This window comes from Kribbella sp. NPDC051586, from assembly GCF_044453965.1.
In the GTDB taxonomy this organism is placed as follows: Bacteria; Actinomycetota; Actinomycetes; order Propionibacteriales; family Kribbellaceae; genus Kribbella.
In genome coordinates this window covers 227,071-249,175 of the sequence record NZ_JBITDF010000001.1, presented here as the reverse complement: position 1 = coordinate 249,175, position 22,105 = coordinate 227,071, and the positions used below count along the sequence as shown (strand labels likewise).

The window sequence follows — 22,105 nt, the reverse complement described above, 5'->3', positions numbered from 1 at the left end:
ATGGCCCAGCAGAAGAAGCTGCACGTGAAGAAGGGCGATCAGGTCCGTGTGATCGCCGGTAAGTCCAAGGGCCTCGAGGGCAAGATCATCCAGGTCTTCCCCGACGACGAGAAGGTCATCGTCGAGGGCGTCAACCGGGTGAAGAAGCACACCAAGGTGCAGCAGGCCCAGCGCGGCGGCACCACCGGTGGCATCGTCACCCAGGAAGCCCCGATCCACGTCTCGAACGTGGCGCTTCTGGTCGAGGTCGACAAGGACGGCAAGAAGCAGAAGGTGACCACCCGCGTCGGCTACAACCGCGTCGAGGTGCAGAAGCGCCGTCCGGACGGTTCGACGTACACCGGTTTCCGGAGCGTCCGGATCGCCCGGCGTACCGGCGAGGAGATCTGATGACGACCGCAGTAACCGAGAGCAGGGTCCAGCCGCGGCTGAAGACGAAGTACCGCGAGGAGATCGTCGGCAAGCTGCAGGACGAGTTCCACTACGCCAACGTCATGCAGGTGCCCGGGCTCACCAAGATCGTGGTGAACATGGGCGTCGGCGAGGCGGCGCGTGACTCCAAGCTGATCGAGGGCGCGGTGAAGGACCTGGCCGCGATCACCGGCCAGAAGGCCCAGGTCACCAAGGCCCGCAAGTCGATCGCGCAGTTCAAGCTGCGCGAGGGGATGCCGATCGGCGCCCACGTGACGCTGCGCGGCGACCGGATGTGGGAGTTCCTGGACCGGCTGCTGGCGCTCGCGCTGCCCCGGATCCGCGACTTCCGCGGTCTGTCGCCGAAGCAGTTCGACGGCACTGGGAACTACACCTTCGGTCTGACCGAGCAGGTGATGTTCCACGAGATCAACCAGGACCGCATCGACCGGGTCCGGGGTATGGACATCACCGTGGTGACCACCGCGAAGAACGACGACGAGGGTCGGGCCCTGCTGCGGGCGCTCGGCTTCCCGTTCAAGGAGAACTGACGTGGCGAAGACAGCACTCAAGGTCAAGCAGGCCCGGAAGCCGAAGTTCGCGGTGCGTGGCTACACGCGCTGCCAGCGCTGCGGCCGGCCGAAGGCGGTCTTCCGCAAGTTCGGCCTGTGCCGGATCTGCCTGCGGGAGATGGCGCACCGGGGCGAGCTGCCCGGTGTGACCAAGTCCAGCTGGTGACCGTCTCCACCCCCGAACTTCTCCCCATTCACCATCTAGTCACCGTAGGTCGCCGAACGGCGAAACCACGGCGGGAAAGAGGCCCCAGGCCATGACGATGACCGACCCGATCGCAGACATGTTGACGCGTCTGCGGAACGCCAATCAGGCGTACCACGAGTCGACCGCGATGCCGTACAGCAAGATCAAGCAGGGTATCGCCGACATTCTCCAGCAGGAGGGCTACATCGCCTCCTACAAGGTGGAGGAGCCCAAGGAGGGCGCCGTCGGCAAGACCCTGATCGTGGACCTCAAGTTCGGCCCGAGCCGGGAGCGCTCCATTGCGGGCGTGCGCCGGATCAGCAAGCCGGGCCTGCGGGTCTACGCGAAGTCGACCAGCCTGCCCAAGGTCCTCGGTGGCCTGGGCGTCGCGATCATCTCGACGTCCCAGGGACTGCTGACCGACCGTCAGGCCAAGAACAAGGGCGTCGGCGGGGAAGTCCTCGCCTACGTCTGGTGACGAAGAACCGGAAGGAGGACCACTGAAATGTCTCGCATCGGTAAGCTCCCGGTCACGGTCCCGTCCGGCGTCGACGTCACGATCGACGGCCAGACGGTCACTGTGAAGGGTCCGAAGGGTCAGCTGTCGCACGTCGTCGCTGAGCCGATCGCGGTCAACCGCGAGGAGGACGGCGCGATCGCCGTCACCCGCCCGGACGACCAGCGCAAGAGCAAGGAACTGCACGGCCTGTCCCGCACCCTGATCGCCAACCTGGTCACCGGGGTCACGGACGGCTACGAGAAGAAGCTGGAGATCGTCGGCGTCGGGTACCGCGTCCTGTCCAAGGGACCGACCCAGCTGGAGTTCTCGCTCGGGTACAGCCACACCATCACGGTGGACGCGCCGGAAGGCATCACGTTCAACGTGGAGGCGCCGACCCGGTTCTCGGTGATCGGCATCGACAAGCAGTCGGTCGGTGAGGTCGCCGCCAACATCCGCAAGCTGCGTAAGCCCGAGCCGTACAAGGGCAAGGGTGTGCGGTACGCCGGCGAGCAGGTGCGCCGCAAGGTCGGAAAGGCTGGTAAGTAACCCATGGCGATCGGACTGCGTCCGCACAAGCACTCCGCCAAGAAGACGGCCTCCCGGCTGCGTCGGCAGATCCGGGTCCGGAAGAAGATCAACGGCACGGCCGAGCGGCCGCGGCTGGTGGTCACCAAGTCCTCGAGGCACCTGTTCGTTCAGGTCATCGACGACGTGGCCGGCAAGACGCTGGTCTCCGCCTCCACCATGGAGGCCGACCTGCGCGGCGCCGAGGCCAACAAGACCGACAAGGCCAAGACCGTCGGCGGCCTGATCGCCGACCGCGCCAAGGCTGCCGGGATCGACTCGGTCGTGTTCGACCGGGCCGGGAACAAGTACCAGGGCCGCATCGCAGCCCTGGCCGACGCCGCCCGCGAGGGCGGGCTCGGCTTCTGATGGCGACAAGGGAAGAAGGTAGTTCGAAATGAGCGGAGGCCAGCAGCGTCGCGGAGGCGGCGCCGGTGGTGAGCGCCGTGGCCGCGACGGTGGTCGCGGTCAGCAGGCGGACAAGACCGCCTACATCGAGCGCGTGGTAGCCATCAACCGTGTCGCCAAGGTCGTGAAGGGTGGTCGTCGCTTCAGCTTCACCGCCCTCGTGGTCGTCGGTGACGGTGAAGGCACCGTCGGTGTGGGTTACGGCAAGGCCAAGGAGGTGCCCGCGGCGATCGCCAAGGGCGTCGAGGAGGCCAAGAAGGCGTTCTTCAAGGTGCCGCGGATCCAGGGCACCATCCCGCACCCTGTCCAGGGCGAGAAGGCCGCAGGCGTTGTGATGCTGCGTCCGGCCGCTCCCGGTACCGGTGTGATCGCGGGTGGCTCGGCGCGCGCCGTACTGGAGTGCGCCGGGATCCACGACATCCTGAGCAAGTCGCTGGGCTCGTCCAACTCCATCAACGTGGTTCACGCCACCGTCGAGGCGTTGCGCAGCCTGGAGACCCCGGAGGCCGTGGCCGCGCGCCGTGGCCTGCCGGTCGAGGACGTCGCGCCGGCGGCCCTGCTGAAGGCACGGGCGGAGGTGTCGTCCTGATGGCTCGCCTGAAGGTGACCCAGACCCGTTCCGGCATCGGTGGCAAGCAGAACCAGCGCGACACGCTGCGCACCCTGGGCGTCAAGCGGATCGGCGACACCGCCGTCCACGAGGACAAGCCTGAGGTTCGCGGCATGGTCCGTGCGGTTCGCCACCTCATCACCGTCGAGGAGGTCGACTGACATGGCGCTCAAGGTTCATCACCTGCGCCCGGCGCCCGGCGCCAAGACCGCCAAGACCCGCGTGGGTCGTGGTGAGGGCAGCAAGGGCAAGACGGCCGGCCGCGGTACGAAGGGCAGCAAGGCTCGTAACAACATCCCCGAGTGGTTCGAGGGTGGCCAGATGCCGCTGCACATGCGGCTCCCGAAGCTGAAGGGCTTCAAGAGCAGGAACCGGGTGGAGTTCCAGGTCGTTAACCTGGACAAGCTCGGACAACTGTTCCCCGAAGGTGGCGAGGTCGGCATTGCGGACCTGGTCGCCAAGGGCGCGGTCCGTCGCGGTCAGCCGGTCAAGGTACTGGGTGACGGCGAGCTGACCGTGGCACTGCAGGTCTCGGCTCACAAGTTCTCCAAGTCCGCCACGGACAAGATCCAGGCGGCTGGGGGGACCACGACCGAGGTGTGACACGTGGTCCAGGGCTCGTAACGCCCGGTGCTTGATATCCTGCGCCGGTCGGACGAGCCCTGGCTCGTCTCTTGCCCAGCGGCTTAGCTAGGCCCCTGCCGTGCCCGCGGCAAGGGAAACTTGTGGGAGGACAGGGTGTTAGGCGCCTTTGCCAACGCGTTCAAGACTCCGGACCTGCGCCGGAAGATCTTGTTCGTGCTCTTCATCGTCGTGATCTTCCGGATCGGCTCCGTCGTACCGGCACCCGGCGTCAACGTTCAGTCTCTGCACACGTGTATCAAGATCTCGCAGGGCGGTGCGAACGCCAACCTGTACAGCCTGATCAACCTGTTCTCCGGCGGAGCGCTGCTGCAGCTCGCGATCTTCGCGCTCGGCATCATGCCCTACATCACCGCCAGCATCATTCTGCAGCTGCTCACCGTGGTGATCCCGCGGCTGGAGTCGCTGAAGAAGGAAGGCCAGGCGGGACAGGCCAAGATCACCCAGTACACCCGGTTCCTGACCGTCGGTCTCGCGATCCTGCAGTCGACCGCGTTCGTGGCGCTGGCCCGGACGCCGGGCCGCCTGTTCCAGGGCTGCACCGAGCCGCTGCTGTACAAGGACGACTGGTTCACCGTCAGCGTCATGGTGCTGACCATGACCGCCGGCACCGGCGTGATCATGTGGCTCGGTGAGCTGATCACCGACCGCGGCGTCGGCAACGGCATGTCGATCCTGATCTTCACCCAGATCGTCGCCACCTTCCCGACCAATCTGTGGAGCATCCGCAAGCAGAAGGGCGTCACCACCTTCGTCGTGGTGATCGCGATCGGGTTGGTCATCATGGCCGCGGTCATCTTCATCGAGCAGGCCCAGCGCCGGATCCCGGTGCAGTACGCCAAGCGCATGGTCGGACGCAAGATGTTCGGCGGTACGTCGACGTACATCCCGCTGAAGGTCAACCAGGCCGGTGTCATCCCGGTGATCTTCGCGTCCAGCCTGCTGTATCTCCCCGTCCTGGTCAGTCAGTTCCAGCAAGGCAAGGGCTGGTCCAACTGGATCCAGGGCAACTTGGTCAAGGGCGACCACCCGATCTACATGGTGACGTATGTCGCCCTGATCATCTTCTTCACGTACTTCTACGTCTCGATTACCTTCAATCCGAAGGAAGTTGCGGACAACATGAAGAAGTACGGCGGCTTCATTCCCGGGATCCGGGCGGGGCGGCCGACGGAGGAATACCTCAAGTACGTGTTGGACCGCATCACGCTGCCGGGCGCGGTGTACCTCGCGGCGATCTCGATGATCCCGCTGGTCGCTCTCGTCCTGCTGAACGCGAGCCAGAACTTCCCGTTCGGTGGTACGTCGATCCTGATCATGGTCGGCGTCGGACTCGACACGGTGAAGCAGATCGAGAGTCAGCTGCAGCAGCGAAACTACGAAGGGTTCCTGCGCTGATGAGAATGTTGCTGATGGGTCCGCCCGGGGCGGGCAAGGGTACGCAGGCAAAGGTGCTTGCCGATCGCCTGAATATCCCGGCCGTGTCCACCGGCGACATCTTCCGTGCGAACGTGAAGGACGAAACGCCGCTGGGCATCGAGGCCAAGCGGTACATGGATGCCGGCGACTACGTCCCGGACGAGGTCACCAACGCGATGGTGCGTGACCGGCTGTCCGAGGCCGACGCCGGCGACGGCTTCCTGCTGGACGGATATCCGCGGACACTCGCCCAGGTGGGCACGCTGGACGACATCCTGGCCGACCACGGCCACAAGCTGGACGCGGTGGTGGCGCTGGTTGCCGACATCGACGTCCTGGTCGGCCGGATGCTCAAGCGGGCCGAGACCGACGGCCGCACGGACGACTCCGAAGAGGTCATCCGGCACCGGCAGGACGTCTACACCGCCGAGACCAAGCCACTGCTGCAGGTGTACGCCGAGCGTGGCGTGCTGGTCGAGGTGGACGGTGTCGGCGAGATCGACGAAGTGAGCGAGCGGGTGCTCGCTGCCCTCAAGACGGTGACCGAATAACCCGATGATGTTCAGGGACCGCGGGATCGAGATCAAGACCCGCGAGCAGATTCTGGCCATGCGCAAGGCCGGCCTGGTGGTCGGCCGCACGCTGGAGCTGCTCCGCGGGCAGGTCAAGGCCGGTATCAGCACCGGTGAGCTGGACGCGATCGCGGAGGACAACATCCGGTCCTCCGGCGCGACCCCGTCGTTCAAGGGGTACCACGGCTTCACCGGCTCGATCTGCGCCTCGGTGAACGACGAGATCGTGCACGGCATCCCCGGCGGCCGGGTGCTCGCCGACGGTGACCTGATCTCGATCGACTGCGGCGCGATCGTCGACGGCTGGCACGGCGACGCCGCGATCACCGTCGGTGTCGGCGCGGTCGAGGACGAACTGCTCGAGCTCGCCCGGATCTGCGCGGAGTCGATGTGGCGCGGGTTCGCCGCCGCCCGGCTCGGCGGCCGGCTGACCGACATCTCGGCCGCGATCGAGGCGCACGTCCGCGCGAACTCGTCGTACGGCATCGTCGAGGACTTCGTCGGCCACGGGATCGGCTCGGCCATGCACCAGCCGCCGAACGTGCCGAACTTCGGCCGCCCGGGCCGTGGCCCGAAGCTGGTCGAGGGGATGGCACTCGCCGTCGAGCCGATGCTCACGCTCGGCAAGCAGGACAACCACACGCTCGAGGACGACTGGACGGTCGTCACCGACGACGGCCGGTCGGCCGCGCACACCGAGCACACGTTCACGCTCACGCCGCAGGGCCCGTGGGTGCTGACCGCGATCGACGGCGGCGAGTCGAAGCTGGCCGAGCTCGGCGTCAAGTTCGGCGCCCTGGCCGACTGACGGACACGGGGGTCCACCCGTCGGGGGACGCCGGGCGGACCGGAGCTGGGGCACACTTGAGACATGCCTCAGTACCAGCCGTACCAGCGTTTCACCGAAGCCGACCGGGACAAGATCGCCGGACGGCTGCGGGACGCGTTCGCGGACGGCCGGCTGGATCAGCCTGAGTTCTCGTCCCGCCTCGATCAGCTGTACACCGTCCAGACCTACGGCGAGCTCGAGCCGCTGGTGCGGGATCTGCCGCCGGTGCGCACCTACCAGACGCCCGCGGTCGTGCAGGACGCCAAGCCGGCCCCGGCTCCCGGTGACTTCCCGGAGAGGAAGAAGGATGCGCGTCCGCACCGCCACGGGCTCGGCGCGCTGGGTGGCGGCTTCACCGGCGTCGTGATGATCAACGTCGTGATCTGGTTCGTGATCGGGCTCGGCAACGGCGGGCACTGGCCGTCGTTCTGGCCGGTCTGGCTGCTGATCCCCTGGGCGATCATCGCCCTCGGCGGCCTCGGCAGGCGCCGTTGACGGCGGCCCAGGTCAGGGCGTACCTCCCGGCCCCACGGCTCCGGGCGGATCTCGCCTGGCAGCTGCACCAGGGGGCCGCGGTGGTCTACGTGATCTGGTTCGCGGTCGCCGTACCGCTGGCGATCGTGGGGCTGCTGCTGGAGCCGCGCTGGGTGGGCTGGTTCGTGCTGGCCTGGTTCCTGGTGCTGGTCGGGTTCACGCTGGCGCTGCGGGTCGCTGACGGACGCCGGCGGCGGTCGTGGACCGACGCGGCGGAGCAGATGGGCTGGCGGATCAGCGCCACCGGGGCGGACCTGCGCGACCGTTGGCCGTTCCCACCGTTCAACAGCGACCCCAAGGCCGAGGTCGTCGACGTGACCACCGGGCGGCACCGGGGCCGGGAGTTCTGGACCGGGCGTTTCCGGCACAAGGTACGGCGGCGCGAGCTCGGCTTCGACTTCCTCGACCTGCAGGTGGATCGCCCCCTGCCGCCGCTGCAGGTGCTGCCCGCGGGCCTGGCGCCGGTCGCCGCGGCGAGCCTGCTGCCGCTGCCGCTGACCATCGACGGGCTGCCGGCGCAGTACCGGTTGTTCAACGGCCGTGAGGACCACGCGATGGCGATCCTGCACCCGCGGGCGGTCGAGGCGCTGGCCGGCGTACCCCCGTTCGGCTTCAGCTGCGAAGGCAAGCGGTTCGTCGCGATCCTGCCGGCGTACCGCGATTCGGTCACTGCGCTCGCACAGTTGGATGCGGTCTGTGACGTCCTGGACCTGATGCCCGAGCAGGTGTGGCGCGAGGGCGAGCAGTGGGCGGCCACCCATACCTGAGCGGGGGGCTCGATTGGGTTTCCCGTGGGTGTGTGGCGTACACTTTTTCCTTGGCTCTTTGTAGCCATAGCCAGTCACGTCTACAGAAGTGCGAGGACATGCCCAAAAAAGAGGGAGTAATCGAACTCGAGGGCACCATCGTCGAGGCCCTGCCGAACGCGATGTTCCGTGTTGAGCTGTCCAACGGGCACAAGGTGCTCGCGCACATCAGCGGCAAGATGAGGCAGCACTACATCCGGATCCTCCCCGAGGACCGGGTCGTCGTGGAGCTGTCGCCGTACGACCTCACCAGGGGTCGGATCGTCTATCGGTACAAGTAAGACCCACCAACACCTGTCGAAGAAAGTAGCTCGATGAAGGTCAATCCGAGCGTCAAGAAGATCTGCGACAAGTGCAAGGTGATCCGCCGGCACGGCCGGGTCATGGTGATCTGCGAGAACCCGCGGCACAAGCAGCGGCAGGGCTGACAAAGCTCGACGCAGTACACGGCACTTTCGCACCACAGCGCGCATGCTCATCCAGGCGACTGGATGTTGCCCCCGGAACAGAGGCCGGGGCCTTGCCGGTGAACGCAATCCTCACCGAGGCGGGCAAGGACGCAGCGCGCCACCACACCTCTGCCGACGAAAGGAACACCGCCACATGGCACGCCTCGTAGGAGTCGACCTGCCGCGCGACAAGCGCATCGAGGTCGCTCTGACCTACATCTTCGGCGTGGGCCGCACGCGCGCCCACGAAACGCTGAAGAACACCGGGGTCTCCCCGGACAAGCGCGTCCACGAGCTGGGCGACGACGAGCTGGTCAAGCTCCGGGACTGGATCGAAGGCAACTACAAGATCGAAGGTGACCTCCGTCGCGAGGTGACCGCGGACATCCGCCGCAAGATCGAGATCGGGTCGTACCAGGGTCGCCGGCACCGCAGCGGGCTCCCGGTGCGCGGTCAGCGCACGCGGACCAACGCCCGTAGCCGCAAGGGTCGCCGTAAGGCGATCGCCGGCAAGAAGAAGAAGTGACCCGGATGCCTGCAAACGATTCCGTCGACCAGCCCAGGAGCAACTGACCTATGCCTCCCAAGAGCCGCAGCGCGGCCGGCGCGAAGAAGGTGCGCCGCAAGGAGAAGAAGAACGTGGCCGCCGGCCACGCGCACATCAAGAGCACGTTCAACAACACGATCGTGACGATCACCGACCCGACCGGCGCGGTCATCTCGTGGGCTTCCGCGGGCACCGTCGGCTTCAAGGGTTCGCGCAAGTCGACTCCGTTCGCCGCGCAGATGGCCGCCGAGGCCGCCGGGCGCCGGGCGATGGAGCACGGCATGCGCAAGATCGACGTGTTCGTCAAGGGTCCCGGCTCCGGCCGTGAGACCGCGATCCGTTCGCTGGGTGCGGTCGGCCTCGAGGTCGGCACCATCCAGGACGTCACCCCCGTCGCCCACAACGGCTGCCGCCCTCCCAAGCGGCGCCGGGTCTGACCCCAGAGAGAGGAAGGTAGCGAACCATGGCCCGTTACACCGGACCTATGACCAAGAAGTCGCGCCGTCTCGGGGTCGACCTCGTCGGTGGCGACAAGGCGTTCGAGCGTCGTCCGTACCCGCCGGGTATGCACGGCCGCGGCCGCCCGAAGGAGAGCGAGTACCTGCTCCAGCTGCGCGAGAAGCAGAAGGCGCGTTACTCGTACGGCGTTCTCGAGAAGCAGTTCCGCCGGTACTACGAGGAGGCCTCGCGGCGCTCCGGCAAGACCGGTGACAACCTGCTGCAGATCCTCGAGTCCCGCCTGGACAACGTGGTCTACCGCTCCGGCCTGGCCCGGACCCGGCGGCAGGCCCGTCAGCTCGTCGTCCACGGTCACTTCACCGTGAACGGCGTCAAGGTGAACATCCCGTCGTACCGGGTGGCTGCGCACGACATCATCGATGTCAAGCAGAAGTCGGCCGAGACGACGCCGTTCATCGTCGCCCGCGAGACGCACGCCGAGCGCGTCGTCCCCGCGTGGCTCGAGGTGATGCCCGAGCGTCTGCGGATCCTCGTCCACCAGCTGCCGACCCGGCAGCAGATCGACACCCAGGTCGCCGAGCACCTGATCGTCGAGCTCTACTCGAAGAACTGACCGCGTGCCGGCCGGTGGCCCCCGGGCTGCCGGCCGGTCCGGCGCGTTCTTCATCCATCGCGACCTCAAATAGTGGTCGTCGCGACAGAGAAGGAACACGAAGTTGCTGATCGCACAACGCCCCACCCTGACCGAAGAGGTCGTCGACGAGTACCGCTCGCGGTTCGTGATCGAGCCGCTGGAGCCGGGCTTCGGTTACACCCTCGGGAACTCGATCCGCCGGACCCTGCTGTCCTCCATCCCGGGGGCAGCCGTCACCAGCATCAAGATCGACGGTGTCCTGCACGAGTTCTCGACCGTTGCCGGGGTCAAGGAAGACGCCACCCAGCTGATCCTGAACCTGAAGGACCTGGTCGTCTCGTCCGAGCACGACGAGCCGGTCACCATGTACCTGCGCAAGCAGGGCCCTGGTGACGTGACCGCCGCCGACATCGCGCCGCCGGCCGGTGTCGAGGTGCACAACCCGGACCTGAAGATCGCCACCCTGAACGAGAAGGGCCGGCTCGAGATGGAGCTGGTCGTCGAGCGCGGCCGCGGTTACGTCTCCGCCGTGCAGAACAAGTCCGCCGACGCCGAGATCGGCCGGATGCCGGTCGACTCGATCTACTCGCCGGTGCTCAAGGTCACCTACAAGGTCGAGGCGACCCGTGTCGAGCAGCGCACCGACTTCGACCGCCTGGTCGTCGACGTCGAGACCAAGCCGTCGATGCTGCCCCGCGACGCCGTCGCGTCGGCCGGTAAGACGCTGGTCGAGCTGTTCGGCCTGGCCCGCGAGCTGAACGTCGAGGCCGAGGGCATCGACATCGGCCCGTCGCCGGTGGACGAGCAGATGGCCGCCGACCTGGCCCTGCCGGTCGAGGACCTGCAGCTGACCGTCCGGTCGTACAACTGCCTCAAGCGCGAGGGCATCCACACCGTGGGTGAGCTGATCTCGCGCAGCGAGCAGGACCTGCTGGACATCCGGAACTTCGGCTCCAAGTCGATCGACGAGGTCAAGCTGAAGCTGGCCGAGATGAGCCTGTCGCTGAAGGACTCCCCGCCCGGGTTCGACCTGCGCGCCGCGTCCGGTGCCTACGGCAACGAGGCGGACGACGAGGACGAGAGCTTCGCCGAGACCGAGCAGTACTGAGCTGACCAAAGGCCCGTCGAGGCCTCTTCCCGAGGCCCCTGGGCCTGAGATTCCTGGAGTAATGAGATGCCAACCCCCACCAAGGGTGCCCGGCTGGGCGGCAGCCCGGCGCACGAGAAGCTGATCCTCAGCAACCTCGCGACGTCGCTGTTCGAGCACGGCGCCATCACCACCACCGCGGCCAAGGCCAAGCGCCTGCAGCCGCTGGCGGAGCAGATGATCACCAAGGCGAAGCGTGGTGACCTGAACTCGCGCCGTCAGGTGATGAAGCGGATCAAGGACAAGAGCGTCGTGCACGCGCTCTTCACCGAGATCGGCGAGCGGTACGCCGACCGTCCGGGTGGCTACACCCGGATCACCAAGCTCGGCCCGCGTAAGGGCGACAACGCCCCGATGGCGAAGATCGAGCTGGTCGAGGCGCTGGCCGACTCCCCGAAGGCCAAGAAGACCGCCAAGAAGGCTCCGGCCAAGAAGGCGGCCGCTCCGAAGGCCGAGGAGAAGGTCCAGGACGAGCCGAAGTCGGACGTCCAGGACGTCGAGGCCGGCAAGTTCGAGAACTCCGCTGCTCCGCTCGCCGACGGCTCCGCGCCGGCCGGCTTCACCATCAAGGGCAACGAGAACTCGATGAAGTACCACACCGCCGAGTCGCCGTGGTACGACCAGACGGTCGCCGAGGTCTGGTTCAAGACCGAGGCGGACGCCGAGGCCGCGGGCTTCGCCAAGGCCGGCGAGACCGAGGACGACGACAAGTAAGCACTCCTTCAGTGCTCCTCGGAGCCCCCTCACCGCACGGTGAGGGGGCTCTGTTGCGTTAGATTGCCGTGTGCGTTGGCGGATAGACCTCAGGTACGACGGAACGGGCTTCCACGGCTGGGCGCGTCAAGAGGGACTCCGTACCGTGCAAGGTGCGCTGGAGGAGGCCATCCGGGTCGTACTGCGGCTGCCGGAGCCGGTGACCGTGACCTGTGCGGGCCGGACGGACACGGGGGTTCACGCCCGCGGCCAGGTCACCCATGTGGACGTGGAAGGCGCTGTGGACCCGCTGAGGCTCCTGAGAGGGCTGAACGGCGTCCTGCCCGAGGATGTAGCTGTCACGGCCGTCACGGCGGCTCCAGAGGGCTTTGACGCCAGGTTCTCCGCTCTGGCCCGCCGGTACGTGTACCGTCTGTGCGACGACCCGGCCGGCTGGGACCCGCTGACCAGGGGACAGGTACTGCGAGTGGGGCGGCCGCTCGACGTGGACCGCATGAACGCCGCCGCGGCCGGTCTGCTCGGCGAGCACGACTTCGCGGCGTACTGCAAGAAGCGCGAGGGTGCCAGCACGGTGCGCGCGCTGCTGGACTTCTCGTGGCAGCGCACCGGCCTCGGGCAGTTGAAGGGCACCGTGATCGCGGATGCCTTCTGTCACTCGATGGTGCGGGCTCTGGTCGGTTCGATGATCCCGGTGGGTGACGGACGCCGCGATGTGGAATGGCCGAGCGCCGTACTGGCCGGGAAGGTGCGGGACTCGGCTGTGTCCGTGTTGCCGGCGCATGGGCTGACGCTCGAGGAAGTGCGGTATCCGGCGGACGACGAGTTGGCCGCACGGGCGTTGCAGGCCAGGCAGGTCAGGGGAGAGGTGCATCAGCGTGGGTGACCACTTCTTCTCCGCGGACCCGCAGTCGGCGGACGTACGGCGTACCGTCGAGGCGCGGATCTGGGGGAAGCCCTACGTGTTCACGACGGCGACCGGTGTGTTCTCCCGGGACCGTCTGGACATCGGTACGGCGGTGTTGCTGCGGGAGACCGAGCCGCCGAAGCAGGCCGGCACGTTCCTCGACCTGGGCTGTGGCTACGGGCCGATCGCCTGTGCGCTGGCGCTGGAGGTCCCGAAGGCGACGGTGTGGGCGGTCGACGTGAACAACCGGGCGCTCGAGCTGACCGGGGTGAACGCGGCGGCGGCGGGGGTTGCCGAGCGGGTGCGGGCGGCGCTGCCTGACGACGTCCCCGAGGTCGTGCTGTTCGACCAGATCTGGTCCAACCCGGCGATCCACATCGGCAAACCCGAGCTGCACAAGATGCTGCTGCGCTGGCTGGCTCGGCTCGCCCCCGACGGCGTGGCCTGGTTCGTCGTCGGCAAGAACCTGGGTGGCGACTCCTTGCAGCGCTGGATGACCGAGCAGGGCTACCCCTGCGAGCGGGTAGGTAGCGCGAAGGGCTTCCGGGTCCTGCGGGCTACCCGCGGCCGTTGACGCCCTTGCCTGGCTGCCCCTTGCCGGACTGATGACCGCGCTCCGTTGAGGGATCCGCGCTGCTGGCCAGGGTGCTTCCGGCGCGTGGCTGGCCGGCCGTGGCGGCAGCGACGCTTCTGAGCAGGGCCTCGTCGCCCGAGACGCTGGTCTTGCTGACAGGCCTACCGGCCTTATTGATCGCTGCAGTGACCTGGTGGCTCAGCCGCTCGCCGGCCGTGGCCCGGTTCCAGGAGTGGAGCTTCGTCTGGCCCGACTGGTCGGCCTCCGCTGCTTTCGCGATGATGGTCCGCAGGTTCCCGGCCAGGGTCTCGCGGGCGCTCTCCAGCTGGGCCCTGTCGACGACTGCGCCGGGTTCGGCGAGGTTGAGGGCTGCGACCGTCTCGATGCGTTCGCTCGGCGGCGTGGTGAGCAATCTGGCCGTGATCTCGTGTGGCTCCAGGCCGAGCCTGCGTCCGGCGCTCTCGGTCAAGGTCGCGACGACCTGCGCGGTGGCCGTCGTACTGCGGGGAGCATTGTCGCCCAGCTGATCCGTGTCGAAGCCGAGTGCGGTGAAGACGCGGGTCCGTTGCCGGCCGACGAAGTCACTGCGGAGCTGGTCCTCGAGCGCCTGGTCCGCGGGATCGTTCGGCGTGGTTCCAGGGGTGACCGGGTTGCAGAGGCGGGTGGCCTGAGCAGTGACCTCGTCGACGGCCTGCCGGAGCTCCGGCGTGGGCGGTCTGCTCGGGTCGGCGGTCACGAGGACGTCGATCACCTTCTCCCGGTCGAAGGTCAGGGAGCGGTCCGTGCCCGCGAACCCGAGTGCTCCGTCGGGGAGGCCCGATGCGTGCAGTGCGCCGTTCCAGTAATCGGTCTTCATCTTGAGTTGCAGCACCGACGTCCCGCTCGCGCCGCCCTGCGAGATGGGCGCTCTGCCGGTGGACAGCTCGGTCTGGACGACCGCCATGACGTCCGCGACCTGCTGGTAGCCAGGCCGATCGGTGCTGATCTCGTCCCGTGCTTCCGCGTTGCGGCTGAGCAGGTTCGTCACCGCCTGCCGGCCCAGGTCGTCGCCGCGGCTCCGGGCACCGCGCGCCGGCTCGCTGCTCCGGTCGTGACACCGCTGGAAGGTGTCGTCGAGTTCCCGGACGAGGGACGCTTTCAGCCGGGCCACGTGATCGTCCGGCAGAGTACGCGCGGAGCCGTCCGGCAGCCGCCGCTGCAGGGGATCGTTCTCGATCACGGCATCGGCCAGGACGTCGAACCGCTGGGCCGGAGGAGTCCGGATCAGCAGGTCGTCGAGTTCGCCCGGCCGCATCCCCAGGTGGTTGCCCAGTCGCTCGGTGAGCGTGCTCGTCGCCCCCTGGACCAGCGGATGCAGGTCGTCCAGGTCCCGGAGCTGCGGAAAGGCACGATGGACGAGTGAGTCCTCGATGATCCGCGGGAGTACGACGTTGGCGCGCAGTCCCCGGTCCAGGGCCTCCAGCGCAGGGGTCATGGCCGGGTCGGGCGGCGCCACCTTCTCGAGGTAGACGGTGACGAAGGCGTCCAGCGCCTGCCGGACGTTCTCGGCTTCCTCGCGCGTCGGCTGGTACTGCCCCGCGTAGTGGGCGTTGAACATCCGGCCGCCGCACGTCTCGAGCCAGTGGGCGGTCCGCGCGCCGAGGAGGATCGAGCCGTCGGACCGTACCCTGCTCCGGTTGTCGTTCCAGTCGGTCCGCCGGTACAGGTCGAACACGTCGTACCGGCTGTTGTGACCCAGGACGGAGGTCAGCTTGTGTGCCCAGTCGAACGCCTGCTGGTCACCGCGACTGAAGCGACCATCGATCAATTCGTATCTGCCCGGCATGTCGCGGCCCTTCGTCCTCGGGGGAAGAACCGCGCCAGACTAGCGACGGAACGGGCTACGAACAGCAGGCGTCAAGCACCGATTGGGTTACGCTGCGGACCGTCCAGTGCCGGGATCCCGGGTCCCGCTGCAACGAACGCGCCACCGGCGCCGTCCTGAGGGTATGGAGGCAGCCTTGGCGGCAGCACAGGCACGGACAGGGCCGCTCGACTTCGAGGTGTGGGTCACCGCGAAGGCAGACGCCCTGCTGCGGTTCGCCTATGTGCTGACCGGCGACGCCAACCTCGCGGAGGACGCCGTACAGGATGCCCTGACGACGGCGTGTGCGCGCTGGGGTCGGGTCAGCCGGGCCGACGACCCCGAGGCGTACGTGAAGCGGATGGTGGTGAACGCGCACATCTCCTGGTGGCGCAGGTTCCGCCGGCGGGAGACACCCGCGCCGGACCCGGTGCGGACCGCTCGTGCTGTTTCGGACGGGACGGCGGCCCGGGCCGAGTCCGAGGCGATCTGGGCGCTGTGCGCGACGCTGCCGGACAAACAGCGAGCTGCCGTCGTACTGCGCTTCTACGAGGAGCTGTCGTACGCCGAGATCGCGCAACTGCTGCATTGCGCGGAGGCGACCGCACGGTCGCATGTCCATCGAGCACTGGCTGCACTGAAGACCACGCTGAGTACGGAAGGAGCCGAGGATGCCTGAGCACGACCCTGAGCAGGAGCTCGGCCCCAAGTTCACAGCTGCACTGCACAACCAGGCCGCCCACCAGGCTGCCAACCAGATCCACCCGCAGAACAGCGGCCTGGCCCACGAGGCCCGTCGGCGTGTGCATCGGCGCAGGCAGGGGTGGTCGGTCGCGGCAGGCGCAGTACTGGTGGCTGCTGCCATCGGAGGTGTCTGGGGCCTGGCCGGGGGCGAGTCGCCGGTTGCCACCAGCAACAACGACTCCAGCGGCGACAGCAAGGCTGCGGCCCCGAACACAGTTCAAGGTGTCGCTCCGTCCCACCAGTCGGCGGTCGGGTGTCCGGTCGACCACCCGATCCTCAAGGCGGCCGGTCCGGACGTGCTGCAGGCCGACGTCGGGCTCGACGTGAACACTCCGGTGACCGGGCTGCGTGCCTGCCGCTACGGCTTTGCCGCGGGTGGGACCGGGCTGCTCGGGCAGGAGTCGTTCAACGCTGCGACGGCACAACAGGTCGTCAACGCGATCAAGGTGCTCCCGGAGCGGAACGCGCAGCTCCCGACGTTCAAGTGCGTACCGCAGATCGCCAAGCCGTCCGAGGCGATCGTGCTCCGCTTCGACACCCCTGCGGGTATCCGGGAGATCTGGGTCGAGTACGACGGTTGTCAATCGGCCGGGTTCTTCACCGGCACGCACACCTACGGCCTGTTCTCGGCGCCGCTCAAGCTGTTCATGACCGGATCGGTCCGTCCGTCCGGCGGGACCTACCTGGACGCGCTCAAGGACTGGTAGCTCACTCGACTCCGCGCTGTGGCATGCGGACCGAGCGGTCCCGGCTGCTCGTACAGCTTGCCGTTCCAGTGCGAGCCGGCAAACGATAACCGGTCGCCCGGGACGGGCCTCGGCGGTCAGACTGGGGGGATGGGTCACGTGGATGTCGGTGGTGTCGGGTACGAGTTGCCGGACGGGCGGGTGTTGCTGGACGACATCACGTTCCGCGTCGGCGACGGCGCGAAGGTCGCACTGGTCGGTGCGAACGGGTCCGGCAAGACCACGCTGACCCGGATCATCGCGGGCGACCTGAAGCCGCACAGTGGCAGCATCGCCCGGTCCGGTGGGCTGGGCGTGATGCGGCAGTTCGTCGGCTCGGTGCGGGATTCGTCGACCGTTCGCGACCTCCTGCTCGGGGTGGCGCCGGAGGCGATCCAGCAGGCCGCGGCCAAGCTCGACAAGGCCGAGCTGGCGATGATGGAGTCCGACCACGAGAAGACCCAGCTCAAGTACGCGCAGGCTGTGTCCGACTGGGGCGAGGTCGGCGGGTACGACGCCGAGGTGCTGTGGGACGTGTGTACGACGGCAGCGCTCGGCGTACCGTTCGACCGCTGTCGCTGGCGTGAGGTGAAGACGCTGTCCGGCGGTGAGCAGAAGCGCCTGGTGCTGGAGGCGTTGCTGCGCGGTCCGGACGAGGTGCTGATCCTGGACGAGCCGGACAACTACCTCGACGTACCGGGCAAGCGCTGGCTGGAGGAGCAGCTGCGCAGCAGCGACAAGACCGTGCTGTACATCAGCCATGACCGGGAGCTGCTGGCGAACACCGCCACCAGGATCGTCACCGTCGAGCTGGGCGCCGCGGGCAACAACGCGTGGACGCACGGCGGCGGGTTCGCGACGTACCACGAGGCCAGGCGGCACCGGTTCGAGCGCTTCGAGGAGCTGCGCAAGCGGTGGGACGAGGAGCACGCGAAGCTCCGGGCACAGATGCTGATGTACAAGCAGAAGGCGGCGTACAACTCCGACATGGCGTCGCGCTACCGCGCGTCCCAGACCCGGCTGCGCAAGTTCGAGGAGGCCGGTCCGCCGCAGGCGCTGCCGCGCGAGCAGAAGGTCAGCATGCGCCTCACCGGCGGCCGCACCGGCAAACGGGCCGTGGTGTGCACCGGGCTCGAGCTGACCGGTCTGATGAAGCCCTTCGACCTGGAGGTCTGGTACGGCGAACGCGTCGCCGTACTGGGATCGAACGGCTCCGGGAAGTCGCACTTCCTCCGGCTGCTCGCCAACGGCGGTTCGGATCCGGACGTGGAGCACCAGCCGGTCGGTGACGTGAAGATCGCCCCGGTGGCGCACACCGGCAACGCCAAGCTCGGTGCGCGCGTGCGGCCCGGGTGGTTCGCGCAGACACACGAGCACCCGGAGCTGCTCGGCCGGACGCTGCTGGAGATCCTGCACCGCGGTGACGACCACCGCGAGGGCATGGGGCGCGAGCTGGCGTCACGGAAGCTGGACCGGTACGAGCTGGCGCATGCGGCCGAGCAGTCCTTCGACAGCCTGTCAGGTGGGCAGCAGGCGCGGTTCCAGATCCTGCTGCTCGAGCTGTCCGGCGCGACGCTGCTCCTGCTCGACGAGCCGACCGACAACCTGGACGTCGAGTCTGCGGAGGCACTGGAAGAGGGTCTGGACGCCTTCGACGGCACAGTCCTCGCAGTCACCCACGACCGCTGGTTCGCCCGCGGCTTCGACCGCTACCTCGTCTTCGGCGCCGACGGCTCCGTCTACGAGCCCGACGAACCGGTCTGGGACGAGGGCCGCGTCGAACGCGCACGCTAGGGCGCGACGCACCAGCCGTCGCGGTAGGCGGTCCAGTTGCCCTCGGTGGCGGCGAAGTCGACGTACAGGGCCAGGCCGAAGTTCTGACGGGTTGAGTCGCCCAGACCGAGGCGGGCGCCGCGGACTGCCGCTGCGACTGTCTCGGCGTGGCCCCAGTGGGCCGGGTTGTTCTCCCAGTACGCAGGGAGGCCCATGAGGAGGTCTGTGGTCGGAGGAGTGACCTCCAGCGCCAGCTTGGTCTGCTTGGCCACGTACCCGCCGTACAGCGATTCCAGGGGCATGGCGGTGTCGTAGGACATGACAGCGATCTGGTTGACCCTGCGCGCCACCTGAGCGAAGTAGTCCTGCGACCACCACTTGTCGATCGGGATCGCGTGCAGATACCAGAGCGGGTCGATCTGCGCGGCCGCGACCGACAGTGTCGTGCCCAGTGCGCGAGTCTCGTCCAGGACCGCCAGGTAGCCGTTCGAACCGGACCGCACCGGCTCGAAGTCGTAGTGGATGCCCTGGAACCCCTGCTCCAGCACGGCTTTCGCCGACGTGACGACCTGCCGGCGGACGGCTGGATCCTCGAGATCCATCCCGGGGTCCTTGCCCGGCTGTACGACGTCGCCGAGCCAGGCCTGCACACGTACGGCGGGTGCCGCCGCGTGCATCGCGTCGACGAACCAGCGCGCCTTCGGCGATACCTTTGCCAGCGGCAACGAACCGTCGTGCTCCAGCGGTCCGGCGTGTACGTACAGGTCGCGGATGCCGGTGCCCTGCAACCGCTGGGCGAGCGCCGTCACGTCGGCGGGGGTCTTGCGGCCGTCGACCCAGGCATGTCCGAGCCAGAGCGCGTCGTGGTCTCGTGTCCGGCCCGATGGGTCTCCGGAGTACTGCAGTCGAAGCGAGGCCGCATAGGTGCCCAGCGGTGCGACCAGCAGTACAACGACAGCGAGGGCAGCCGGCACGACGATTCGCCGGAGGCGGGACCAGGAGCGCCAGCGGCGTCTCACGAACGCGGCTCGAGGCCGTCGTAGATCAGGGCGAGCATCCGGTCACGGATCGCCGGCTCGAGCTTGACCGCGGTCGCGCCGCGGGACGCGCCGATCAGCAACGCGTACACCTCGGCCATCTCCGCGTCCGCCCGGACCGCGCCGGCCCGTTGCGCCGCGGTGAGCAGGCCGTTGAACGCCTCCCGCATGCCGCGACCGGCCGCCTGGGCTTCCTCGCCGGCAGCCGCTCCGGCGGCGGCCAGCGCCTCGCCGATCGCCAGCTTCGACGCCGACTCCGACACCACCTGGGTGAAGAACTCGAAGAACGCCTTCCCCGGGTCGTCGCAGCCGGCCAGCTCCAGCGCCCGGTCCCGCAGCCGCTCCAGCCGCAAGGTCAGGACGGCCTCGAGCAGCTCGGTCTTGGTCGGGAAGTGCCGGAACACGGTGGCGATCCCGACCCCGGCCAGCCGGGCGACATCGTCGGTGGACGCGCTCGGCGATCGCCCGAAGACATCGTCCGCCGCGGTCATGATCCTGGCCCGGTTGTCGCGCGCGTCTGCTCGCACCCCAGCTCCCCTCCGTCGCCCTCAGCCTAAGAGACGCCGCGAATCGCTCATGGGTTGTAAACGAAGTCGTTACTCCATATATTCGATAGTCATCACTCCGTTTATCTCCTGTGAGGAACCCGATGACTCCCGAAGAGGTCTTCCTGAAGCTGGTCCACGGCGTCGCCGACCGCGACTTCGCCGTACTGCCCGAGCTGTACGCCGAGCAGACCGACGTCCGCCACCCGATGAACCCGTACGGCGACCATCCGCTGCTGTCGAAGGCCGCTCTCGCGGAGCACTTCGGCGTGACCGGTCCGCGGGTGACCGAGGTGGTTCGCTTCCAGCCGGCCAACCTCCGGGTCCACCAGACCGCCGACCCGGAGGTGATCGTCGCCGAGTTCGAGTACGCCGGGACCGTCGTGGCCACCGATGAGCCGTTCAGCGTGCCCGCGATCTTCGTACTCCGCGTCCGTGACGGCCTGATCGTCGAGTCCCGCGACTACATCGACCACCTGGCGATGATCCGCGCCCGCGGCCAGGTCGAGGAACTCATCAGCCACCTACGGGAACCGGCCACCGCTCCGGCGGCGTCCTAGTCCGCAGAGGCGCCGGATGGCCCCGGACCGAGGCACTCAGCCCGCCCGGGGCCATCTCCAATCCAGCTACTCCAGCCGGCGCCCGTCCAGCTTCAGCCGGCGGACTGTCGTCTCTGGGAAGCGCGCACGGTCCCGCGTGTCCGGGTACGGCGTTACCGTCGCGGGCTGCCCTTCGACTCGAGCGATCTCGGCCAAGAGCTGCTCCCGCAGTCCGGATGCGATCTCCTGGTGGTTCACGCTGTCGATCAGGTTGTCGAGCTCGTACGGATCGGCGTCGAGGTCGTAGAGAGCCCGCTCGACGTACGTGTCAGCCGCCGGCACATCGCCGGCCGAGGGAGCGTGCACGTAGTACTTCCACCGGTCTGTCCGTAGTGCCCGGCCCACCTCGGACTCGCTGACCTGGATCAGCACACCGTCGCGTGCAGACTCCCGCAGTGGTACTCCGTCGAGGTGGTCCGGCAGTGCGATCCCAGCGGCGTCCAGCAGCGTCGGTACGACGTCCACCGTGCTGACCGGTGTGCTGACGCGAGCACCACCGCGGTACCCGGGCCCCTCGACCACCAACGGCACCCGGACCGACCCGTCATGTGGTGAGCGCTTGTACTCGCTGTTGCGGGTCTTGAAGTGCGAGCCGTGGTCAGACGTGTACAGCAGGAGCGTGTCGTCCGTGAGGTCGAGGCTGACGAGTGCGTCCCGCAGTCGGCCCAGGCACTCGTCCACACGTTTGATCTGGCCGTAGTACCCGGCTGCGTGCTGATGCGCCGTACCAGGGAGGGTCGCCAGGTCAGGTGGGAGCCACGCGTCGGTGTAGGTGTCCCGGTAGACCTGCGGCGCCGGGTAGTCGTCGTGCTCGTTCTGGTGGTGCGGCTCGATCAGCGACAGGAACAACATGAACGGTCCGTCGGCTCTGGTGATGAAACGGATCGCCGCGTCGGTCAGTGCGTCCGGCCGGTAGCCCGGCAGGAACACCGGTTCGCCGTCGCCGTCGTACACGACGGTCCGATAGGCGTCCGAGGTGAACTCGAGCAGGTTCGAGGCCAGCCAGTAGTCGTACCCGGCCTGCTCGTCGCGCGGCACCGGGTCCTGCGTGGCGAGGTGCCACTTGCCGATGTACGCCGTCTGGTAGCCCGCCTCGCCGAACAGGCGGCCGAGCGTCGGTGCGTCGGTCGGCAGCGGTACGCCGTTGCGGAAGACGCCGGTGTTGGTCGGGTACATCCCGGTCTGCATCGCGGCGCGGGCCGGTGCGCAGACCGGGTTGGTGGTGCAGGCGGTCTCGAACATCGTGCCGCGACGGGCCATCAGGTCGAGGTTGGGCGTGATGCCCAACGGGCTCCCGACGGTGTCCCAGCGCTGCTGGTCGGTGAAGAAGACGATCACATTAGGGCGCATCAAGA

30 protein-coding genes and 1 pseudogene are annotated in these 22,105 nt (G+C 68.0%); 27 read left to right on the top strand and 4 right to left on the bottom strand.

Translation table 11 applies throughout. The features are described from left to right. From rplX to ACIA58_RS01145, 23 genes and pseudogenes are all read left to right on the top strand, one after another. Window positions 1–390 carry a 50S ribosomal protein L24 gene (gene rplX, locus ACIA58_RS01255; RefSeq protein ID WP_130441484.1) on the top strand — a complete coding sequence of 130 codons (390 nt, stop codon included), beginning with the start codon at window positions 1–3 and terminating at the stop codon, window positions 388–390. Then, window positions 390–962, top strand: a complete 573-nt coding sequence (gene rplE / locus ACIA58_RS01250) for a 50S ribosomal protein L5 (RefSeq protein WP_396401592.1) — start codon at window positions 390–392, stop codon at window positions 960–962. The genes rplX and rplE overlap by 1 nt, the downstream gene beginning before the upstream one ends. A 1-nt stretch (window position 963) precedes the next feature. Further along, complete coding sequence (locus ACIA58_RS01245) at window positions 964–1,149, top strand: type Z 30S ribosomal protein S14 (RefSeq protein WP_012923674.1); 186 nt, start codon at window positions 964–966, stop codon at window positions 1,147–1,149. Between the two features lie 91 nt (window positions 1,150–1,240). Next, window positions 1,241–1,648: a 30S ribosomal protein S8 gene (rpsH, locus tag ACIA58_RS01240; protein ID WP_134107189.1), complete on the top strand. Its 408-nt coding sequence runs from the start codon at window positions 1,241–1,243 to the stop codon at window positions 1,646–1,648. A 27-nt stretch (window positions 1,649–1,675) separates the two neighbouring features. Further along, window positions 1,676–2,218 (top strand): 50S ribosomal protein L6, encoded by a 543-nt coding sequence (gene rplF, locus ACIA58_RS01235; RefSeq protein ID WP_137258654.1) that lies wholly within the window; start codon window positions 1,676–1,678, stop codon window positions 2,216–2,218. 3 nt (window positions 2,219–2,221) lie between these two features. After that, on the top strand, window positions 2,222–2,605 hold the full coding sequence (gene rplR / locus ACIA58_RS01230; protein WP_130441476.1) for a 50S ribosomal protein L18: 384 nt from the start codon (window positions 2,222–2,224) through the stop codon (window positions 2,603–2,605). A 28-nt stretch (window positions 2,606–2,633) separates the two neighbouring features. Further along, window positions 2,634–3,233: a 30S ribosomal protein S5 gene (gene rpsE, locus ACIA58_RS01225; protein WP_134107195.1), complete on the top strand. Its 600-nt coding sequence runs from the start codon at window positions 2,634–2,636 to the stop codon at window positions 3,231–3,233. Continuing rightward, the gene (gene rpmD, locus ACIA58_RS01220) at window positions 3,233–3,415 is read left to right on the top strand and encodes a 50S ribosomal protein L30 (RefSeq protein ID WP_020388092.1); all 183 of its coding nucleotides are present in this window, start codon (window positions 3,233–3,235) and stop codon (window positions 3,413–3,415) included. Before rpsE ends, rpmD begins: the two co-directional genes overlap by 1 nt. A gap of 1 nt (window position 3,416) precedes the next feature. Continuing rightward, window positions 3,417–3,857 (top strand): 50S ribosomal protein L15, encoded by a 441-nt coding sequence (gene rplO, locus ACIA58_RS01215; RefSeq protein ID WP_396401591.1) that lies wholly within the window; start codon window positions 3,417–3,419, stop codon window positions 3,855–3,857. Window positions 3,858–3,992: 135 nt separating this feature from the next. Further along, a complete protein-coding gene (gene secY, locus ACIA58_RS01210) occupies window positions 3,993–5,294 on the top strand; it encodes a preprotein translocase subunit SecY (protein WP_396401590.1) in 1,302 nt (433 codons plus the stop codon). Next, the gene (locus tag ACIA58_RS01205; RefSeq protein ID WP_396401589.1) at window positions 5,294–5,866 is read left to right on the top strand and encodes an adenylate kinase; all 573 of its coding nucleotides are present in this window, start codon (window positions 5,294–5,296) and stop codon (window positions 5,864–5,866) included. The genes secY and ACIA58_RS01205 overlap by 1 nt, the downstream gene beginning before the upstream one ends. Window positions 5,867–5,870: 4 nt before the next feature. Continuing rightward, window positions 5,871–6,695 (top strand): type I methionyl aminopeptidase, encoded by an 825-nt coding sequence (map, locus tag ACIA58_RS01200; protein ID WP_396401588.1) that lies wholly within the window; start codon window positions 5,871–5,873, stop codon window positions 6,693–6,695. A gap of 63 nt (window positions 6,696–6,758) precedes the next feature. Continuing rightward, complete coding sequence (locus ACIA58_RS01195; protein WP_396401587.1) at window positions 6,759–7,211, top strand: DUF1707 domain-containing protein; 453 nt, start codon at window positions 6,759–6,761, stop codon at window positions 7,209–7,211. Then, a complete protein-coding gene (locus ACIA58_RS01190; protein WP_396401586.1) occupies window positions 7,208–8,017 on the top strand; it encodes a hypothetical protein in 810 nt (269 codons plus the stop codon). The genes ACIA58_RS01195 and ACIA58_RS01190 overlap by 4 nt, the downstream gene beginning before the upstream one ends. A gap of 98 nt (window positions 8,018–8,115) precedes the next feature. Continuing rightward, a complete protein-coding gene (infA, locus tag ACIA58_RS01185) occupies window positions 8,116–8,337 on the top strand; it encodes a translation initiation factor IF-1 (protein ID WP_012923661.1) in 222 nt (73 codons plus the stop codon). 33 nt (window positions 8,338–8,370) lie between these two features. Then, window positions 8,371–8,484, top strand: coding sequence for a 50S ribosomal protein L36 (gene rpmJ, locus ACIA58_RS01180; protein ID WP_008361054.1), 114 nt, complete (start codon window positions 8,371–8,373; stop codon window positions 8,482–8,484). 175 nt (window positions 8,485–8,659) lie between these two features. Next, window positions 8,660–9,031, top strand: a complete 372-nt coding sequence (gene rpsM / locus ACIA58_RS01175) for a 30S ribosomal protein S13 (RefSeq protein WP_184840609.1) — start codon at window positions 8,660–8,662, stop codon at window positions 9,029–9,031. Window positions 9,032–9,081: 50 nt separating this feature from the next. Then, entirely contained in the window at window positions 9,082–9,489 is a 408-nt protein-coding gene (gene rpsK, locus ACIA58_RS01170) for a 30S ribosomal protein S11 (RefSeq protein WP_130384622.1), read from the top strand. 26 nt (window positions 9,490–9,515) lie between these two features. Then, window positions 9,516–10,124: a 30S ribosomal protein S4 gene (gene rpsD, locus ACIA58_RS01165; RefSeq protein ID WP_134107206.1), complete on the top strand. Its 609-nt coding sequence runs from the start codon at window positions 9,516–9,518 to the stop codon at window positions 10,122–10,124. Window positions 10,125–10,227: 103 nt separating this feature from the next. After that, complete coding sequence (locus ACIA58_RS01160; protein ID WP_396401585.1) at window positions 10,228–11,253, top strand: DNA-directed RNA polymerase subunit alpha; 1,026 nt, start codon at window positions 10,228–10,230, stop codon at window positions 11,251–11,253. Between the two features lie 66 nt (window positions 11,254–11,319). Next, window positions 11,320–11,871 (top strand): annotated as a pseudogene (gene rplQ, locus ACIA58_RS01155) (50S ribosomal protein L17); the annotation flags it as partial. A 205-nt stretch (window positions 11,872–12,076) separates the two neighbouring features. Continuing rightward, window positions 12,077–12,889, top strand: coding sequence for a tRNA pseudouridine(38-40) synthase TruA (gene truA, locus ACIA58_RS01150; RefSeq protein ID WP_396401584.1), 813 nt, complete (start codon window positions 12,077–12,079; stop codon window positions 12,887–12,889). Further along, window positions 12,882–13,484, top strand: coding sequence for a class I SAM-dependent methyltransferase (locus ACIA58_RS01145; RefSeq protein WP_396401583.1), 603 nt, complete (start codon window positions 12,882–12,884; stop codon window positions 13,482–13,484). Before truA ends, ACIA58_RS01145 begins: the two co-directional genes overlap by 8 nt. Here ACIA58_RS01145 and ACIA58_RS01140 read toward each other — a convergent pair. Then, window positions 13,468–15,309 (bottom strand): hypothetical protein, encoded by a 1,842-nt coding sequence (locus ACIA58_RS01140; RefSeq protein WP_396401582.1) that lies wholly within the window; start codon window positions 15,307–15,309, stop codon window positions 13,468–13,470. The two genes, ACIA58_RS01145 and ACIA58_RS01140, sit on opposite strands and share 17 nt — an antisense overlap. Window positions 15,310–15,484: 175 nt before the next feature. Between ACIA58_RS01140 and ACIA58_RS01135 the strand changes: the two genes are divergently transcribed. From ACIA58_RS01135 to ACIA58_RS01125, 3 genes are all read left to right on the top strand, one after another. Further along, window positions 15,485–16,006 (top strand): RNA polymerase sigma factor, encoded by a 522-nt coding sequence (locus ACIA58_RS01135; protein ID WP_396401581.1) that lies wholly within the window; start codon window positions 15,485–15,487, stop codon window positions 16,004–16,006. Further along, the gene (locus tag ACIA58_RS01130) at window positions 15,999–16,778 is read left to right on the top strand and encodes a hypothetical protein (protein WP_396401580.1); all 780 of its coding nucleotides are present in this window, start codon (window positions 15,999–16,001) and stop codon (window positions 16,776–16,778) included. The genes ACIA58_RS01135 and ACIA58_RS01130 overlap by 8 nt, the downstream gene beginning before the upstream one ends. Before the next feature lie 129 nt (window positions 16,779–16,907). Beyond that, entirely contained in the window at window positions 16,908–18,590 is a 1,683-nt protein-coding gene (locus ACIA58_RS01125; protein ID WP_396401579.1) for an ABC-F family ATP-binding cassette domain-containing protein, read from the top strand. Here ACIA58_RS01125 and ACIA58_RS01120 read toward each other — a convergent pair. Both ACIA58_RS01120 and ACIA58_RS01115 read right to left on the bottom strand, forming a co-directional pair. Next, entirely contained in the window at window positions 18,587–19,588 is a 1,002-nt protein-coding gene (locus tag ACIA58_RS01120; RefSeq protein ID WP_396401578.1) for a hypothetical protein, read from the bottom strand. The two genes, ACIA58_RS01125 and ACIA58_RS01120, sit on opposite strands and share 4 nt — an antisense overlap. Further along, the gene (locus ACIA58_RS01115; RefSeq protein WP_396401577.1) at window positions 19,585–20,133 is read right to left on the bottom strand and encodes a TetR/AcrR family transcriptional regulator; all 549 of its coding nucleotides are present in this window, start codon (window positions 20,131–20,133) and stop codon (window positions 19,585–19,587) included. The genes ACIA58_RS01120 and ACIA58_RS01115 overlap by 4 nt, the downstream gene beginning before the upstream one ends. Before the next feature lie 122 nt (window positions 20,134–20,255). Here ACIA58_RS01115 and ACIA58_RS01110 point away from each other — a divergent pair, with 122 nt between their 5' ends. Next, complete coding sequence (locus tag ACIA58_RS01110; protein WP_396401576.1) at window positions 20,256–20,711, top strand: nuclear transport factor 2 family protein; 456 nt, start codon at window positions 20,256–20,258, stop codon at window positions 20,709–20,711. A 66-nt stretch (window positions 20,712–20,777) separates the two neighbouring features. On the opposite strand, the gene ACIA58_RS01105 is transcribed toward ACIA58_RS01110, so the two are convergent. Continuing rightward, window positions 20,778–22,100 carry a sulfatase-like hydrolase/transferase gene (locus ACIA58_RS01105; RefSeq protein WP_396401575.1) on the bottom strand — a complete coding sequence of 441 codons (1,323 nt, stop codon included), beginning with the start codon at window positions 22,098–22,100 and terminating at the stop codon, window positions 20,778–20,780. Window positions 22,101–22,105 lie beyond the last annotated feature (5 nt).